We start from the raw sequence: 14,426 nt of genomic DNA on the forward strand, positions 1-14,426 counted from the left end.
GATGTGGATGAAAGGAACGCCGATGAAAATGTATCTCCTCTCGCTCGGCGCCGGCCTGCTCGTCGGCGTCATCTACAGCCTGCTCAACGTTCGCTCCCCGGCTCCGCCGGTGATCGCGCTGGTGGGGCTCCTCGGGATCCTCGTCGGCGAACAGGCGGTGCCGCTCGTCAAGCGCCTGATGTCAGGCCATCCGGTCACCGTTTCCTGGTTCAGCAGCCGCTGCATCCCGCACGTCTTCGGGGAACTGCCGACCGGGGCCGATCATGATCATGCTGGTGTGCCCGACCGTACACCGACACGGGAGATCAGCTAATGCCGACCCGCCGCGGATTCCTGGGAGCGGCGTCCGCGCTGGCGCTCCCAAACCTCTTTTCAACGGCGCGCGCCGCCAATCCCGCTTCGACATCAGGAGACAAGCCAATGAGCGCCGATCTGATCCTGCACAACGGTTTGCTGACAACGCTCGACCGCACCAATCCGAACGCGACGGCCGTCGCCATCAAGGACGGCAAGTTCTACGCGGTCGGACAGGAGCGGGAGATCATGGCGCTTGCCGGGCCTGACACCAAGGTCGTGGACCTCAAGGGAAAACGCGTGCTGCCGGGCCTCAACGACAACCACACCCACGTCGTCAGGGGCGGTCTGAATTTCAATATGGAGCTGCGCTGGGACGGCGTGCGCTCGCTGGCCGACGCGATGGACATGCTGAAGCGGCAGGTCGCAATCACACCGCCGCCGCAGTGGGTTCGCGTCGTCGGCGGCTTCACCGAGCACCAGTTCGCCGAAAAGCGGCTGCCGACGATCGAGGAGATCAACGCGGTCGCTCCGGACACGCCCGTGTTCCTGCTGCATCTCTACGACCGGGCGCTGCTCAACGCCGCGGCACTTCGCGCTGTCGGCTTCACCAAGGACACTCCGAACCCTCCGGGCGGCGAGATCACTCGCGATGCCGAGGGCAATCCGACGGGTCTCCTGCTCGCGAAGCCGAATGCGGGCATTCTCTACTCGACGCTTGCCAAGGGGCCGAAGCTTCCCTTCGAGTACCAGGTCAATTCGACGCGTCACTTCATGCGCGAACTCAATCGTCTCGGGGTCACCAGCGTCATCGATGCGGGCGGCGGCTTCCAGAACTACCCGGACGACTACGCCGTCATTCAGAAGCTCGCCGATGAAGGGCAGATGACCGTCAGGCTCGCCTACAATCTCTTCACCCAGAAGCCGAAGGAGGAGAAGGAGGACTTCCTCAAATGGACCTCCTCGGTCAAATACAAGCAGGGCGACGATTTCTTCCGCCATAATGGTGCCGGCGAGATGCTGGTCTTCTCGGCTGCTGACTTCGAGGACTTCCGCGAGCCGCGCCCCGATTTGCCGCCGGAAATGGAAGGCGAGCTCGAGGAGGTGGTCCGCATCCTCGCCGAGAACCGCTGGCCCTGGCGCCTGCACGCCACCTATGACGAGACGATCAGCCGTGCCCTCGACGTCTTCGAAAAGGTGAACCAAGACATCCCGCTCTCCGGCATCAACTGGTTCTTCGACCATGCGGAGACGATCTCCGACCGATCCATCGACCGGATCGCAGCACTCGGCGGCGGCATCGCCGTGCAGCACCGCATGGCCTACCAGGGTGAATATTTCGTCGAGCGCTACGGTCATGGCGTCGCCGAGGCAACGCCGCCAGTCGCACGCATGCTCGAGAAGGGCGTGAATGTCTCCGCAGGCACCGATGCCACCCGCGTCGCCTCCTATAACCCCTGGGTCTCGCTTTCCTGGCTGGTGACCGGCAAGACCGTGGGCGGCATGCAGCTCTATCCGCGCGCCAATTGCCTCGACCGCGAAACGGCGCTGCGCATGTGGACCGAGAAGGTGCAATGGTTCTCCAATGAGGAGGGCAGGAAGGGGCGGATCGAGAAGGGGCAGCTCGCCGACCTGATCGTTCCCAGCAAGGACTACTTCGCCTGCACCGAGGACGAGATCTCGTTTCTCACCTCCGATCTTACGATGGTCGGCGGCAGGGTCGTCTATGCGGCGAACGATTTCGCCAGCCTCGATGAAAACACGCTGCCGCCGGCGATGCCGGACTGGTCGCCTGTCAGAACATATGGCGGATACGCCGCCTGGGGCGAGCCGGAAGGGGCCGGCAGGCATTCGCTTCGGCGAACCGCCATCGCGTCCTGCGGCTGCTCCAGCAGTTGCGGCATGCATGGTCACGACCATGTCGCCGCCTGGACCTCACGCCTGCCGATCGCCGATCTCAAGGGCTTCTTCGGCGCACTCGGCTGCTCGTGCTGGGCCGTGTGAAGATCAGCCAACGCTCCTAAAGGATCAAAAATGAAGAATATCGCTCGCGCAGCCGCGATAACCGCGGTCTCAATCCTGATCAGCTCATCGGTCTCTCTCGGCCAGGACCTAGCCCAAACAACGGCCAAAGCTCGCCGCCCCTGGGCGAAGGTCATTGTGAACCATCCAACGCCGAGGCATGGCGCCTATTACAAAGGGGTATTCCCCGACCGCAGCCACTGATTCAAATGACAGCAGGCCAGGTGAAGGTGGGCTCCACCACCTTATTTGAGACCGCCTGCGAAGGAGCCAAGATGCCAAGCCAATCATCCCTCGAGAGCCATCTCACCACGCGCTTTCCGCCAGGCCTGGTCGGCAGGCGCGTCCTGTTCATCGGCCTGCTGGCGCTCTGCTCGGCCTACATCCAGGGGCCGCTGACGAAGATACTCGACTTTCCTAGTGCGCTCGCCGAAATGGACCATTTCGGCCTGCATCCGGCGCCGCTTTTCGCCGTCGGCGTGATCGTCTTCGAGCTTTCGATGTCCGCGCTCATCCTTACCGGCTTCTTCCGCTGGGCGGCCGCGCTTGCGCTTGCCCTCTTCACGCTCGCCGCGACCTTCATGGCGCTTCGCTTCTGGGAACTGCCGACTGGAATGGAGCGATCAATGGCCATGAACGGCTTCTTCGAACATGTCGGGCTCGTTGGCGCGTTCATTCTCGTGGCATGGCACGACCTGCGTGAACATGGCGCATCCGGAAAGGGGCGGACTTCATGAGTTCTCTATCTGCAACCCCGGCGGCCGGCGGCGGGTTCGCGCCGCTTCGCCAGAAAACCTTTGCCATTCTTTGGGTGGCGACCATTGTCGGCAACACCGGCAGCTTCATCCGCGATGTCGCAAGCTCATGGCTTGTCACCGACCTCTCGAACGCACCCGCCGCCGTCGCGGCGGTGCAGGCTGCGGGGACGCTTCCGATCTTCCTCCTCGCAATCCCCGCGGGTGTGCTGTCGGACATTCTCGACCGCCGCAAGTTCCTGATCATCATCCAGCTCCTGCTGGCCGCGGCCAGCATCTGCCTCATGTTGCTGTCCGCCATGGGGCTGCAGACCATTACCTCGCTGATTGCGCTCACCTTCGTCGGCGGCATTGGAGCGGCGCTGATGGCGCCGACCTGGCAGGCCATCGTTCCCGAGCTCGTCCCGAAGCAGGATCTCAAGGGTGCCGTGGCGCTCAACTCGCTTGGTATCAATATCTCCCGAGCAATCGGCCCGGCAGTCGGTGGCCTGCTGCTTGCCTGGTTCGGCGCCGCCTTTACCTATGGCGTGGACGTCATCAGCTACATCTTCGTCGTCGCTGTCCTCATCTGGTGGAGGCGCGCGCCCGATCTCGACGACGGCTTGTCCGAGCGCTTCTTCGGCGCATTCCGTGCCGGACTGCGCTATGCGAGGGCGAGCAGAGAGCTGCATGTCGTGCTTCTCCGGGCGTTTGCTTTCTTTGCTTTCTCGAGTTCGGTCTGGGCGCTTCTGCCCCTCGTCGCCCGCAATCTTCTCGGCGGCGACGCTGGTTTCTACGGCGTCTTGCTCGGTGCGGTCGGCGCCGGCGCCATCGGCGGTGCGCTGGTGATGCCGAGACTTCGCGCAAAGCTCGATCCGGACTCGCTCTTGCTCGGCTCGGCGCTCGTCACGGCTGCCGTGATGGCTGGGCTCTCCTTCGCGCCCGCCCGATGGCTCGCCATTCTGGCTCTGCTTGCACTGGGAGCCGCCTGGATCACGGCGCTCACCACACTGAACGGGGCCGCACAATCGATCCTGCCGAACTGGGTTCGGGGACGTTCGCTCGCCGTCTATCTCACGGTGTTCAACGGTGCGATGACGGCCGGAAGCCTCGCCTGGGGTGCCGTCGCGGAGATCGTCGGCGTTCCGACGACCCTTGTTCTCGGTGCCGCTGGACTTGCCGTGTCGGGGCTCATCTTTCACCTCGTCAAGCTGCCAAAGGGCGACGCGGACCTGGTGGCATCCAATCACTGGCCGGAACCTCTCACGGCTGCCCCGGTCGAGCACGATCGCGGTCCCGTGCTCGTCACCATCGAGTACCGGGTCGACGAAAGCAACCGGGGCGATTTTCTGAAAGCGCTCGCCAAGCTCTCAGGAGAGCGTCGCCGCGATGGCGCCTATGGCTGGGGCGTCACCGAGGACGCAGCCGATCCGGAGAGAATCGTTGAGTGGTTCATGGTCGAATCCTGGGCCGAGCACCTTCGTCAGCATCGGCGCGTCTCGAAGGCCGATGCCGACGTACAGCAGGAAGTCCGCGGCTTCCACAAGGGTCCAGAGGCGCCCGTGGTCAACCATCTGTTGTCGATAAATCTGCCCCATCTGGGCCGCAACTGAGTGCGAGCATTCGCACGCGACGCGGGCGCTTTCATCCAAAACACAACGGAAACCGACAAGACCTATCCGGGGGCTTCGAGGTGGGGGGCGAGTAGGCGCAGAGCAAGCTTCGCCCACCCGGCCTCTTCAGACGACGCTACTTTCCCGCGCATCTGCTGTGCCTGAACCAACGTGCAGACGGTCCGCGGCGGCAACCTTCAATTCGAACCAAAGCAAAGGAACGGATCCATGCCCCAGAACTTCATCAAGACCGAGGATGGCGTCGAGATCTTCTACAAGGATTGGGGCTCGGGCCAGCCGATCGTGTTCCACCACGGCTGGCCGCTTTCCTCGGACGACTGGGACGCGCAGATGCTCTATTTCCTGAGCAAGGGTTATCGCGTAATTGCCCACGATCGCCGCGGCCACGGTCGCTCGACTCAGGTCAGCGACGGTCACGATATCGCCCACTACGCGGCAGATGTCGCCGCGCTTGCGAAACAGCTTGGTCTGCGCGATGCCATCCATATCGGCCACTCCACCGGCGGTGGCGAGGCCCTCGCCTATGTCGCCCGCCATGGTGCCGGGCGCGTCGCCAAGCTGGTTATGGTCGGCGCCGTGCCGCCGATCATGCTCAAGACGGAAGCCTATCCCGGTGGGCTTCCGATGGAAGTGTTCGATGGCCTGCGCGCCCAGCTCGCGGCCAATCGCGCCCAGTTCTTCCTCGATCTGCCCAGCGGGCCTTTCTATGGATTCAACCGCCCCGCTGCGAAGGTCTCGACCGGCGCGATCCAGAACTGGTGGCGGCAGGGCATGATGGGCAGCGCCAAGGCCCATTACGACGGTATCAAGGCCTTCTCCGAAACCGACTTCACTGAGGATCTCAAGAAGGTCGAGGTGCCGTCGCTGGTGATGCACGGAGACGACGATCAGATCGTGCCAATCGACAGTTCCGCGCGTCTCGCGGTGAAGCTGCTAAAGAACGGCACTCTCAAAGTCTATGAGGGCTACTCGCATGGCATGCTGACGACCCATGCCGATGTGATCAATCCCGACCTGCTCGCGTTCATCGAGTCCTAGCAACAAAGGCGGGCGGCGATCGGTGCCGCCCGCTCTCGAGCAGCCTGCCTGGCAATCGCCACCACGTGAACCGTTGCCCAATCTAGCCGGGCACAGGGTATCCGCTGGATGTGTTCATAGCCTTAGGGCAGGCCCCATCGGGCGCGGACGAGCTGCTTGCGGCCATCCGTAGCATTCCGAACGATTGGCCCCATCTGATCCGGGTTCATTTGGTAGGCAGGCATCTGGTTGATCATGCTCTCGGCATCAGTCGCCCATTGGGCCGGATCCAAGAGACGCTCCGAAGCCCGCTGTGCAGCCGAGGGACATCTTCATCCCGGATCTGCACATTGACACGCTGAAGGTGAAGAGCAGGAGCTTCCACTAAGCCTGTCCGTCGCTCTCGACTTCATCTCAAACGTGAATCCCGAAGCATCTAGGCACCGTCTCTAAGCCTCAGCCGCCGGACCACATCAACAAACGCCAGGTAACCCTTCGACGCGGGCGCCGTCGAGGTCCTTGGAACGCCTCATCATCCGCTTCAAGAAAGGCAGGAACTCCCGGAGGGCCTCCAGCAGTAGGCGCTCGGGATCTTCAAGTGTGGCAGGACTGAAGAGCATGGCCCGCGAGCGATCAGGGGTCGCGTATCGAAAACCTGCCGATCCGAATGTCGGGATATTGAAGCCTTCGAGCGCGCGCCGTTCGTGGGCCTTGAAAACGAGCTCGGCCATGTAGGGCCGACCGCTGTCGTCCCTGATCAATTTGAAGAGCATTGTCAGTCTACTCGCCGATCACATCGAGAAATCCGAGCGTCTTGTCACCTTCGTCTCGGACAGCGGCCCGGAGTCGATACCGCGCCTCCTCGATGTCGAAGTCGAGCTTATCGCTGCTCTCGTCCTGATCTAGCGATATGTCCTCTATGAGGGAAAGAAACGCCAGGCGCGCCGACGCAGTGGCGGCACGAAAGACGAGGCCCGCGGTTTCAACCTTCGCAAAGAGTTCATCGCGATCTTTTGGTGTCATCGGGGATCCTCCTGCAAAAAACGGTATTGCGACGGCGGGGCCGAACAAGGCACCGACCACCGATTATTGCGGAAGAAACAATAAAATAGAAACTATTCCTGCAATTGTGAGGCATGAGATCTGACGGCATTATCGACCTGTCAGACGAACTTAGCGTCGCCTGAAGCTCTCAAATACGAAGTTCGTAGGACGCGAAATGACCGAAACCCTTTCTTCCATGACACGCAGGAGCGTGCTGCTCTCCGCAGGTGCCGCCGCAGCGGTCATGACAATATCACCCTCTCCCAGCTTCGCAGCCAATGCGGCTGCCGCCATCAACCCCATCGAAGGAACCAAGACAATGGCATATGTAACCACCAAGGACGGCGTCGAAATCTTCTACAAGGACTGGGGTCCGAAGGACGCTCAGCCGATCGTCTTCCACCACGGCTGGCCCTTGTCGTCGGATGACTGGGACGCACAGATGCTGTTCTTCCTCTCCAAGGGCTATCGTGTCGTCGCCCATGACCGTCGTGGTCACGGCCGCTCCGCGCAGGTCGCTGATGGCCATGACATGGATCACTACGCTGCCGACGCGTTTGCCGTCGTTGAAGCACTCGATCTGAAAAATGCCGTCCATATCGGCCACTCCACGGGCGGCGGCGAAGTCGCCCGCTACGTTGCCAAGCACGGTCAGCCTTCCGGCCGCGTCGCCAAGGCGGTTCTTGTTTCTGCGGTTCCGCCGTTGATGCTCAAGACCGAAAGCAACCCGGAGGGTCTGCCGATCGAAGTGTTTGACGGTTTCCGTTCGGCGCTCGCCGCCAACCGCGCGCAGTTCCTCCGTGATGTTCCGGCTGGCCCCTTCTACGGTTTCAATCGGGATGGCGCGACAGTCCAGGAAGGTGTCATCCAGAACTGGTGGCGGCAGGGAATGATGGGCGGCGCGAAGGCCCACTACGACGGCATCAAGGCCTTCTCCGAGACGGACCAGACGGAAGACCTGAAGGCGATCACTGTCCCGACACTCGTCCTGCACGGCGAGGACGACCAGATCGTGCCGATCGCCGACTCGGCGCTGAAGTCCGCGAAGCTCCTGAAGAATGGCTCGCTCAAGACCTATCCGGGCTTCTCGCACGGCATGCTGACGGTCAATGCCGAGGTTCTGAACGCCGATCTTCTGGCTTTCGTTCAGTCCTAACCGAAATCATCGGAGCCGCGATGCCGAGCGATCGCGGCTCCGATCTTGTCGCGTGCTTAACTTCGGAAGACGACAATGATGCTGCTAACTCCTGACCTTGTTGCCCTGACGTTGCGAGACGTTCAAGACGATGGCCCGGAACCGCGCTGGATACCGCTCTCCGAAGCGGAACGCGACGATCTAGTCGATAGGATCGAACGGGACGCAGGCAGCGACCCGATTTGGGTCTTCGCCTACGGCTCCCTAATCTGGAATCCTGAATTCGAACCGACCGCCCGGGAGCGAGCGACCGCCTACGGTTGGCACCGCTCGTTTTCATTGAAGATCGAACGCTGGCGGGCAACCAGCGAGCAACCCGGCTTGATGATGGCTCTCGAGCGCGGCGGACGATGTGATGGCGTCGTGCTACGGTTATCCGATGAGCGCCGCCGCAAGGATCTCCATGCGCTCGTGGCGCGCGAGATCAGGTACCGCGAAGTCGCGGACATGGTCCGCTGGATCCGGGTGCAGACACCTGAAGGCCCACGATATGCCCTGACGTTCTGGGCAAGCACTAGGCGATCCGGCCTCACGCAGCCACTACCGACGGAATCCACTGCCACCCTCATCGCCAGTGCCTGTGGGCAGGGCGGATCGTGCGCGCAATACCTGCACAACACGATCGTTGATCTCGAGGCGGAAGGGATCCGCGACCGGAACCTCTGGCATCTGCAGGCGCTCGTTGCCGAACGGATCAAGGCAGAGCAAATGAGCTGATGCGTTCACCTGGATTCCGCTTCAATCCAGCATGACCATGTGCGCCGGAACCTGCTCTTCAAAGAATTTGGAGAAGGAAGCGATCCGTGGTGGCAGGGCTTGGTAGGGCGGATAATAGAGGGTCAACCACAAGTCCGGTGGTGCCCAGCCCTTGAAGACGTGTACCAGACGCCCGGTACGAAGGTGCTCGGAAATGTGGAATCCTGGCAGCATGGCGACACCCGCACCATCCGCGGCCATATCGGCGAGCACTTCACCGTTGTTGGCGCTGAATGCCCGGCCAGCCGAGATCGTCATGCTCGATCCGCCGTCCGACAGGATCCAGTTCTCTCGCCGGCTTTCGCCGCTGTAGGCGAGGCAGTCATCGGGTGTCAATTCGTTCGGGTGCTGCATGTCGACGAACCGGCTCCCGGGAGCGGCAATCAGGATGCGCGGCACCACCCTGATCTTGCGCCAGATGGTGAACTTGTCCGAGGGCTGCGATGAGATACGGATCGCCAGATCGTAGTCGTCGTCGACGATGTTCACCAATCCATCCGACAGCGAGATCTCGAAGCTCATCTTCGGATGCCGTTCCTTGAATCCCGAAAGGATCGGCGGCAGCACCGCCTTGCCGAACCACGTCGGCGCGCTGATCCGGAGCCGCCCCTCATCAGCTTTGTGAGCGTTCATCACCTCACGGCGCGCGTCTTCAAGCGTCTTCACCGCGGGCTGGATCTGCGCGGCAAAGATCGCGCCGTCGGTCGTCAGTGATACCTGCCTGGTCGTGCGAACAAAGAGCTGCACGCCAAGTTCCGCCTCAAGCGCTGCAATGGCGCGCGTGACGGCCGCGGGTGTCATGTCTAGCTCGCGGGCAACCTGGGCGAAGTTACGTTTCTCGGCGGCGAGGAGGAAGGTCCGAAGGGCTTTGTAATCGTTCATGGCATTGTTTCAAAAATTGCAATTCATTCACAAGGAATATTGCAATTCTGGGCGGCGATCAACCGGTCTACATTCGTATCAACACCTGAACACCAACGCTCATTGAAAGGCATAGACATGATCAAGGATATCAAGGGACTGCATCACGTGACTTCGATGGCATCCGACGCGCGGCAGAACAATCGCTTCTTCACGGGCACGCTTGGTCTGCGCCGCGTCAAGCAGACGGTCAACTTCGATGACCCAAGCGTCTACCACCTGTACTACGGTGATGAGATCGGCTCGGCCGGAACAGTTATGACTTACTTCCCGTTCCCGAACATGATGCTCGGCCGCCCCGGCGTCGGCGAAGTTGGCGAAACACAGTTCTCTGTGCCGAAGGGCTCGCTGAAATTCTGGCAGGATCGCTTCACCGCTGAAGGTGTGGACGGGCTGGAATTGGACACCGTCTTCGGTGCCAACCGACTTCGCTTCATGGGACCGGACGGCGACGGCCTTGCGCTGATCGAATCCTTCGACGACACGCGGGCTCCGTGGGTTGCAGATGGAATCCCCGACGATGCGGCCATCCGCGGTTTCGCTGGCGCTCGCTTCAGCCTTCATGACACCGCTGCGACCGAGGAGCTGCTCGGCTTCATGGGCTATCAGCGCGCCGAGAAGGAAGGCGACGTGACCCGCTTCATCATCCCCAACGGCAACGGGGCAGATACCATCGATCTCGCAGCGTTGCCGAAGACGCCTTTTGCGCGTCAGGGCGCAGGTTCGGTTCACCACATCGCCTTCGCCGTCGACAACCGGGAGAAGCAGCTCGAGGTGCGCAAGTCCCTGATGGACACGGGCTATCAGGTCACGCCCGTCATCGACCGCGATTACTTCTGGGCCATCTACTTCCGTACACCTGGCGGAGTTCTGTTCGAGGTCGCTACGAACGAGCCGGGGTTCAATCGGGACGAGGATACGGCACATCTCGGTGAGGCACTCAAGCTTCCGACCCGATACGAGGATTATCGGGATCAGATTGAGGCCAACCTCGTACCCCTCGCGGCCTGATGGCCCATCTGCTGTCTTGTGACGAAGATCTTGATGCGTCGCGAATCCTTGGGATCGCGGCGCATTAGTGCGCCCTGCGCGAACGACCGTAGCAGTGGACTATGTGGGCGTTGAGGGCGAGGACAATACGCGCGACCAGTGACCGCTCCGGGTCATCCTTGCCGATCAAGGGCAGGAGCGCCGCGCCGATGTCGCGCACGGTCGGGTCGTCCACGCCGCGACAGACGCCCAGGTCGTCGAACATATATCTGAATGCTCGACATCAATCAGATACAACACGATTAGAAAGGCGTCTGCGGCGGGTATGACAACGGCAGGATCCTGCTCGGTGTAATCGCGGGAGACGTAGGCCATGGTCACTTTGGCTTCTCGGAGTGGCTTCGTCACGAGAGTGCGCGCGCTGGCCGCTTGGAACCACTCGCCAATGTTTTCGGCAGGTGCCGATCCTTCACTCACAATGATCTCGCCCCCTGCGCCAGACTGATGAGGCAGATGGATCCCTTGGGATAGATCTTGACCGGAGAGGCGGTCCGTTCTGCCTGTCGAACAGACTTTTGGAGCCGCTGGTTTGCAAATTTCCGTTCAATCCACCGTTGTGGCGGTCAGGAACTATGTCGATTGTTGCGAAATGTGTAATTCATTCGCAATTAATATTGCAATTCCTGCTCGCCGACCGACGCGATAGATTTCTCTTCAGCAGCCAAGACAACGAGTGATTGGCTCCCTCGCGGAGCCAGCGACACTCCAAGGATTGCAGAACGAGCGTCGTACCGCGGCGTCCGATCGAGCGCTGCTGCCCATTTCTGACACCGCACAGGCGGCCCAAACAACCGAAGAGGAATTGACAATGTCCAAGCTCGAAGTCCTGACCCCCGCGAACAGCCAGCTTATCTTCATCGACCAGCAGCCTCAGATGGCGTTCGGTGTCCAGTCGATCGATCGCCAGACGCTGAAGAACAATGTCGTCGGCCTCGCCAAGGCCGCCAAGATCTTCGATATCCCGACCACGATTACCACCGTCGAGACGAAATCCTTCTCGGGCAACACCTTTCCCGAGCTGCTCGCAGTCTATCCGGAGAACGATATCCTCGAGCGGACCTCGATGAACTCCTGGGACGACCAGAACGTCCGTGACGCGCTGGCGAAGAATGCCGCCAACGGACGCAGGAAGATCGTGGTCTCCGGTCTGTGGACGGAAGTCTGCAACACCACGTTCGCACTCTCCGCGCTTCACGACGTTCCTGAATACGAGATTTATATGGTTGCCGATGCTTCCGGCGGCACGTCCGGGGACGCACACAAATATGCGATGGATCGCATGGTGCAGGCAGGCGTAATTCCGGTCACCTGGCAGCAGGTCCTGCTCGAGTGGCAGCGCGACTGGGCTCGCAAGGAGACCTACGAGGCGGTCACCACTCTCGTAAAGGAGCATTCGGGCGCCTACGGCATGGGCATCGACTATGCCTACACGATGGTTCATGGCGCAGAGGAACGCGTCAAGCACGGCAACCGCATTGGCCCGAACCCCGCCAAGTAAAGGTGACCAGACCGCTCCGATGATCCCTCGGAGCGGTCTTTCGGCAATCCAGGAGGACATCTCATGAAAATCTATCTAATGTCGCTTGGCGCTGGCCTGCTTGTCGGTATCGTCTACAGCCTGCTCAACGTCCGATCACCAGCACCGCCTGTCATTGCTCTAGTCGGCCTCCTCGGAATTCTTGTCGGCGAACAGATCATTCCCTTCGCGAAGACGCTTTGGAGAAGCGAGCCGGCAGCCATCTCATGGCTTCACCAGATCAAGCCGCACATGTTCGGTCACCTGCCGAAGGGCAGCGATCGTATCAACATTGCTCATCAGGCAAAGGCGAATGTAGAGGAGCGGGGCTGATGACGACGCGTCGATCCTGTCTCGGAGGCGCATCGAGCCTGGCCTTCTCGAACCTCTTCTCACCAGCGAAAGCTGCCGATCCCAACCAGATCGGAGTAGACACCATGCATCCCGACCTGATCCTTCACAACGGCCGCGTCACCACGCTTGACCGCACCAATCCGAATGCAACCGCGATCGCCATCAAGGACGGCCTGTTCCTAGAGGTTGGATCTGACAGCGAGATCCTGGCGCTGGCTGGTTCGGACACGAGCCGCGGCATTGCGAAGGGCCATCCCCCGCTGAAGTGCCGCGGCGCTCGACCGCATCGACGACGCTGCCGAATTCGACCAGCAATCCGCCGCCCATCAGTTTGAAGATGTGCCCGTTACTCGCTCCTTCATCCGGTCGAACAGTGCGAGCACCAGCTTGAAGGACTCTTCCGCAGAATCTTTCTTCGCCTGCGCGGCTGCCTTTGCGGCATTTGTACGGTCCTGATCTAAAATTTCTGGCGGTCAGTCTGAGATTCAGCGAGGAGCGAGAGGTGATTCGGATCAGGTGACCTGCCACTGAGAATTTCCTCCAGAATGGATTAGAGTCCGGCCAATTAAGGACGGACGAATGAAGAAGCAGAGATTTACGGAAGCGCAGATTATCGGGGTGCTGAAGGAGCAGGAGGCTGGCGCGAAGGCGGCCGACCTCTGCCGCAAGCACGGGATTTCAGAAGCAACGTTTTATAACTGGAAGGCCAAATACGGCGGCATGGAAGTCTCCGAGGCGAAGCGGCTGAAGGCGCTTGAGGATGAGAATACCAGGCTAAAGAAGCTGCTCGCCGAACAGATGCTGGATGCAGCCGCACTTCGCGAGCTTCTTGCAAAAAAATGGTAGGGCCTGCCGCCAAGCGTGACGCCGTCACGCATCTGAAGGCCGTCATGGGTCTTTCGGAGCGTCGGGCCTGCCAGATCATATCCGCCGACCGCAAGACGATCCGTTATCGGTCCAGTCGACCGCCGGAGATCGCGCTGCGAGCAAAGCTGCGCGACCTCGCCAACGAGCGGCGGCGTTTCGGTTACCGTCGGCTGTTCATCCTGCTTCGGCGGGATGGAGAGCTGTCCGGTGTCAATCGCATATACCGTCTTTATCGCGAGGAAGGGCTTTCCGTTCGCAAGCGAAAAGCCCGGCGGCGTGCTGTCGGCACGCGTGCACCGATCCTGGTCGAGGCGAAAGTCAATGCCCGCTGGTCGCTGGATTTCGTCCACGACCAGTTCGCCTGCGGCAGACGCTTCCGGGTGCTCAATGTCGTTGATGACGTGACGCGCGAATGCCTGGCAGCGATCCCGGACACGTCTATCTCCGGTCGACGTGTCGCCCGAGAACTGACGACGCTGATCGAACGACGCGGCAAGCCCGGAATGATCGTCTCCGACAACGGCACCGAACTAACGTCGAATGCCATTCTCGCTTGGTCGAGGGATCACAAGGTCGAGTGGCACTACATCGCGCCGGGCAAGCCAATGCAGAACGGCTATGTCGAGAGTTTCAACGGTCGGATGCGCGACGAGTTGCTCAACGAAAGCCTGTTCTTCGGTCTCGATCATGCCCGCAGCGCCATCGCTGAATGGGCTGAGGATTATAACCATTTCCGGCCGCACTCATCGCTCGGATACCAAACCCCGGCTGACTATGCCGGGTCCATCGCCGCAACCGGCTCCAACGCTGCGCAAGATGAAAGCTTCGCGTTTCCGCCGGTTGCTCCCACCGCGCCATTTGGCGTATTCAAAGCCGCCGAGGCTCTAATCGCAGTCGGATGAAAGTTCAGTGGCAGGTCACGACGAACAACTCGATGACGATGCTAGGCGGCGCATTAAGAGCAAATTAGATCACAAGACACTAGACTGAGGCATTTTACAAAAATTTGAAATTGAATCGAC

The 14,426-nt window shown here is 60.9% G+C and carries 15 protein-coding genes and 2 pseudogenes; 12 read left to right on the forward strand and 5 right to left on the reverse strand.

The genetic code is table 11. From position 1 onward, the window contains the following. Positions 1 to 22 precede the first annotated feature (22 nt). The 5 genes from ACSQ2Z_RS06895 to ACSQ2Z_RS06915 all read left to right on the forward strand — a co-directional run bounded on the left by ACSQ2Z_RS06895 (position 23) and on the right by ACSQ2Z_RS06915 (position 5,722). Complete coding sequence (locus ACSQ2Z_RS06895; protein ID WP_436080503.1) at positions 23 to 313, forward strand: XapX domain-containing protein; 291 nt, start codon at positions 23 to 25, stop codon at positions 311 to 313. Then, a complete protein-coding gene (locus ACSQ2Z_RS06900) occupies positions 313 to 2,298 on the forward strand; it encodes an amidohydrolase (protein ID WP_436080504.1) in 1,986 nt (661 codons plus the stop codon). Before ACSQ2Z_RS06895 ends, ACSQ2Z_RS06900 begins: the two co-directional genes overlap by 1 nt. A 293-nt stretch (positions 2,299 to 2,591) precedes the next feature. Then, complete coding sequence (locus tag ACSQ2Z_RS06905; RefSeq protein ID WP_436080505.1) at positions 2,592 to 3,053, forward strand: DoxX family protein; 462 nt, start codon at positions 2,592 to 2,594, stop codon at positions 3,051 to 3,053. Further along, positions 3,050 to 4,663, forward strand: coding sequence for an MFS transporter (locus ACSQ2Z_RS06910; protein ID WP_436080506.1), 1,614 nt, complete (start codon positions 3,050 to 3,052; stop codon positions 4,661 to 4,663). The genes ACSQ2Z_RS06905 and ACSQ2Z_RS06910 overlap by 4 nt, the downstream gene beginning before the upstream one ends. A gap of 228 nt (positions 4,664 to 4,891) precedes the next feature. Continuing rightward, positions 4,892 to 5,722 (forward strand): alpha/beta fold hydrolase, encoded by an 831-nt coding sequence (locus ACSQ2Z_RS06915; protein WP_436080507.1) that lies wholly within the window; start codon positions 4,892 to 4,894, stop codon positions 5,720 to 5,722. A gap of 125 nt (positions 5,723 to 5,847) precedes the next feature. Here the strand turns inward: ACSQ2Z_RS06915 and ACSQ2Z_RS06920 are convergent. The 3 genes and pseudogenes from ACSQ2Z_RS06920 to ACSQ2Z_RS06930 all read right to left on the reverse strand — a co-directional run. Next, positions 5,848 to 5,994, reverse strand: a pseudogene (locus ACSQ2Z_RS06920) (SOS response-associated peptidase); the annotation flags it as partial. A 180-nt stretch (positions 5,995 to 6,174) separates the two neighbouring features. Further along, complete coding sequence (locus ACSQ2Z_RS06925) at positions 6,175 to 6,474, reverse strand: hypothetical protein (RefSeq protein WP_436080508.1); 300 nt, start codon at positions 6,472 to 6,474, stop codon at positions 6,175 to 6,177. Between the two features lie 7 nt (positions 6,475 to 6,481). Next, positions 6,482 to 6,724 carry a hypothetical protein gene (locus ACSQ2Z_RS06930; protein WP_436080509.1) on the reverse strand — a complete coding sequence of 81 codons (243 nt, stop codon included), beginning with the start codon at positions 6,722 to 6,724 and terminating at the stop codon, positions 6,482 to 6,484. A gap of 340 nt (positions 6,725 to 7,064) precedes the next feature. Between ACSQ2Z_RS06930 and ACSQ2Z_RS06935 the strand changes: the two genes are divergently transcribed. Both ACSQ2Z_RS06935 and ACSQ2Z_RS06940 read left to right on the forward strand, forming a co-directional pair. Then, entirely contained in the window at positions 7,065 to 7,901 is an 837-nt protein-coding gene (locus ACSQ2Z_RS06935) for an alpha/beta fold hydrolase (protein ID WP_436083010.1), read from the forward strand. A gap of 78 nt (positions 7,902 to 7,979) precedes the next feature. Then, positions 7,980 to 8,657: a gamma-glutamylcyclotransferase gene (locus ACSQ2Z_RS06940; protein ID WP_436083011.1), complete on the forward strand. Its 678-nt coding sequence runs from the start codon at positions 7,980 to 7,982 to the stop codon at positions 8,655 to 8,657. A 21-nt stretch (positions 8,658 to 8,678) separates the two neighbouring features. Here ACSQ2Z_RS06940 and ACSQ2Z_RS06945 read toward each other — a convergent pair whose 3' ends face one another. Further along, positions 8,679 to 9,578, reverse strand: a complete 900-nt coding sequence (locus tag ACSQ2Z_RS06945; protein ID WP_436080510.1) for a LysR family transcriptional regulator — start codon at positions 9,576 to 9,578, stop codon at positions 8,679 to 8,681. Positions 9,579 to 9,695: 117 nt separating this feature from the next. Between ACSQ2Z_RS06945 and ACSQ2Z_RS06950 the strand changes: the two genes are divergently transcribed. Continuing rightward, a complete protein-coding gene (locus ACSQ2Z_RS06950; protein ID WP_436080511.1) occupies positions 9,696 to 10,628 on the forward strand; it encodes a VOC family protein in 933 nt (310 codons plus the stop codon). A gap of 64 nt (positions 10,629 to 10,692) precedes the next feature. On the opposite strand, the gene ACSQ2Z_RS06955 is transcribed toward ACSQ2Z_RS06950, so the two are convergent. After that, positions 10,693 to 10,872, reverse strand: coding sequence for a hypothetical protein (locus ACSQ2Z_RS06955; RefSeq protein ID WP_436080512.1), 180 nt, complete (start codon positions 10,870 to 10,872; stop codon positions 10,693 to 10,695). A gap of 603 nt (positions 10,873 to 11,475) precedes the next feature. Here ACSQ2Z_RS06955 and ACSQ2Z_RS06960 point away from each other — a divergent pair. The 4 genes and pseudogenes from ACSQ2Z_RS06960 (at position 11,476) to ACSQ2Z_RS06975 (ending at position 14,306) form a co-directional block, all read left to right on the forward strand. Further along, a complete protein-coding gene (locus ACSQ2Z_RS06960; protein ID WP_436080513.1) occupies positions 11,476 to 12,165 on the forward strand; it encodes a hydrolase in 690 nt (229 codons plus the stop codon). A gap of 63 nt (positions 12,166 to 12,228) precedes the next feature. Then, positions 12,229 to 12,516: a XapX domain-containing protein gene (locus ACSQ2Z_RS06965; protein ID WP_436080514.1), complete on the forward strand. Its 288-nt coding sequence runs from the start codon at positions 12,229 to 12,231 to the stop codon at positions 12,514 to 12,516. Next, positions 12,516 to 12,788, forward strand: a pseudogene (locus tag ACSQ2Z_RS06970) (amidohydrolase); the annotation flags it as partial. The gene ACSQ2Z_RS06965 and the pseudogene ACSQ2Z_RS06970, both read left to right, overlap by 1 nt. A 328-nt stretch (positions 12,789 to 13,116) precedes the next feature. Beyond that, positions 13,117 to 14,306, forward strand: a protein-coding gene (locus ACSQ2Z_RS06975; protein ID WP_436080263.1) for an IS3 family transposase whose coding sequence is annotated in 2 segments (ribosomal slippage) — positions 13,117 to 13,369 and positions 13,369 to 14,306 — 1,191 coding nt in all. Because the reading frame shifts where the segments join, the coding sequence is not laid out codon by codon here. Positions 14,307 to 14,426 lie beyond the last annotated feature (120 nt).

This window comes from Pararhizobium sp. LjRoot235, from assembly GCF_964254145.1.
Classification (GTDB): Bacteria; Pseudomonadota; Alphaproteobacteria; order Rhizobiales; family Rhizobiaceae; genus Pararhizobium.

Bases quoted from the DNA above. Each gene is read 5' to 3' on its own strand.
- ACSQ2Z_RS06910 (WP_436080506.1), top strand. From the start codon at position 3,050: ATGAGTTCTCTATCTGCAACCCCGGCGGCCGGCGGCGGGTTCGCGCCG.
- ACSQ2Z_RS06960 (WP_436080513.1), top strand. From the start codon at position 11,476: ATGTCCAAGCTCGAAGTCCTGACCCCCGCGAACAGCCAGCTTATCTTC.
- ACSQ2Z_RS06930 (WP_436080509.1), bottom strand. From the start codon at position 6,724: ATGACACCAAAAGATCGCGATGAACTCTTTGCGAAGGTTGAAACCGCG.
- ACSQ2Z_RS06965 (WP_436080514.1), top strand. From the start codon at position 12,229: ATGAAAATCTATCTAATGTCGCTTGGCGCTGGCCTGCTTGTCGGTATC.
- ACSQ2Z_RS06925 (WP_436080508.1), bottom strand. From the start codon at position 6,474: ATGCTCTTCAAATTGATCAGGGACGACAGCGGTCGGCCCTACATGGCC.
- ACSQ2Z_RS06895 (WP_436080503.1), top strand. From the start codon at position 23: ATGAAAATGTATCTCCTCTCGCTCGGCGCCGGCCTGCTCGTCGGCGTC.
- ACSQ2Z_RS06935 (WP_436083010.1), top strand. From the start codon at position 7,065: ATGGCATATGTAACCACCAAGGACGGCGTCGAAATCTTCTACAAGGAC.
- ACSQ2Z_RS06945 (WP_436080510.1), bottom strand. From the start codon at position 9,578: ATGAACGATTACAAAGCCCTTCGGACCTTCCTCCTCGCCGCCGAGAAA.
- ACSQ2Z_RS06905 (WP_436080505.1), top strand. From the start codon at position 2,592: ATGCCAAGCCAATCATCCCTCGAGAGCCATCTCACCACGCGCTTTCCG.
- ACSQ2Z_RS06900 (WP_436080504.1), top strand. From the start codon at position 313: ATGCCGACCCGCCGCGGATTCCTGGGAGCGGCGTCCGCGCTGGCGCTC.
- ACSQ2Z_RS06950 (WP_436080511.1), top strand. From the start codon at position 9,696: ATGATCAAGGATATCAAGGGACTGCATCACGTGACTTCGATGGCATCC.
- ACSQ2Z_RS06915 (WP_436080507.1), top strand. From the start codon at position 4,892: ATGCCCCAGAACTTCATCAAGACCGAGGATGGCGTCGAGATCTTCTAC.
- ACSQ2Z_RS06940 (WP_436083011.1), top strand. From the start codon at position 7,980: ATGCTGCTAACTCCTGACCTTGTTGCCCTGACGTTGCGAGACGTTCAA.
- ACSQ2Z_RS06955 (WP_436080512.1), bottom strand. From the start codon at position 10,872: ATGTTCGACGACCTGGGCGTCTGTCGCGGCGTGGACGACCCGACCGTG.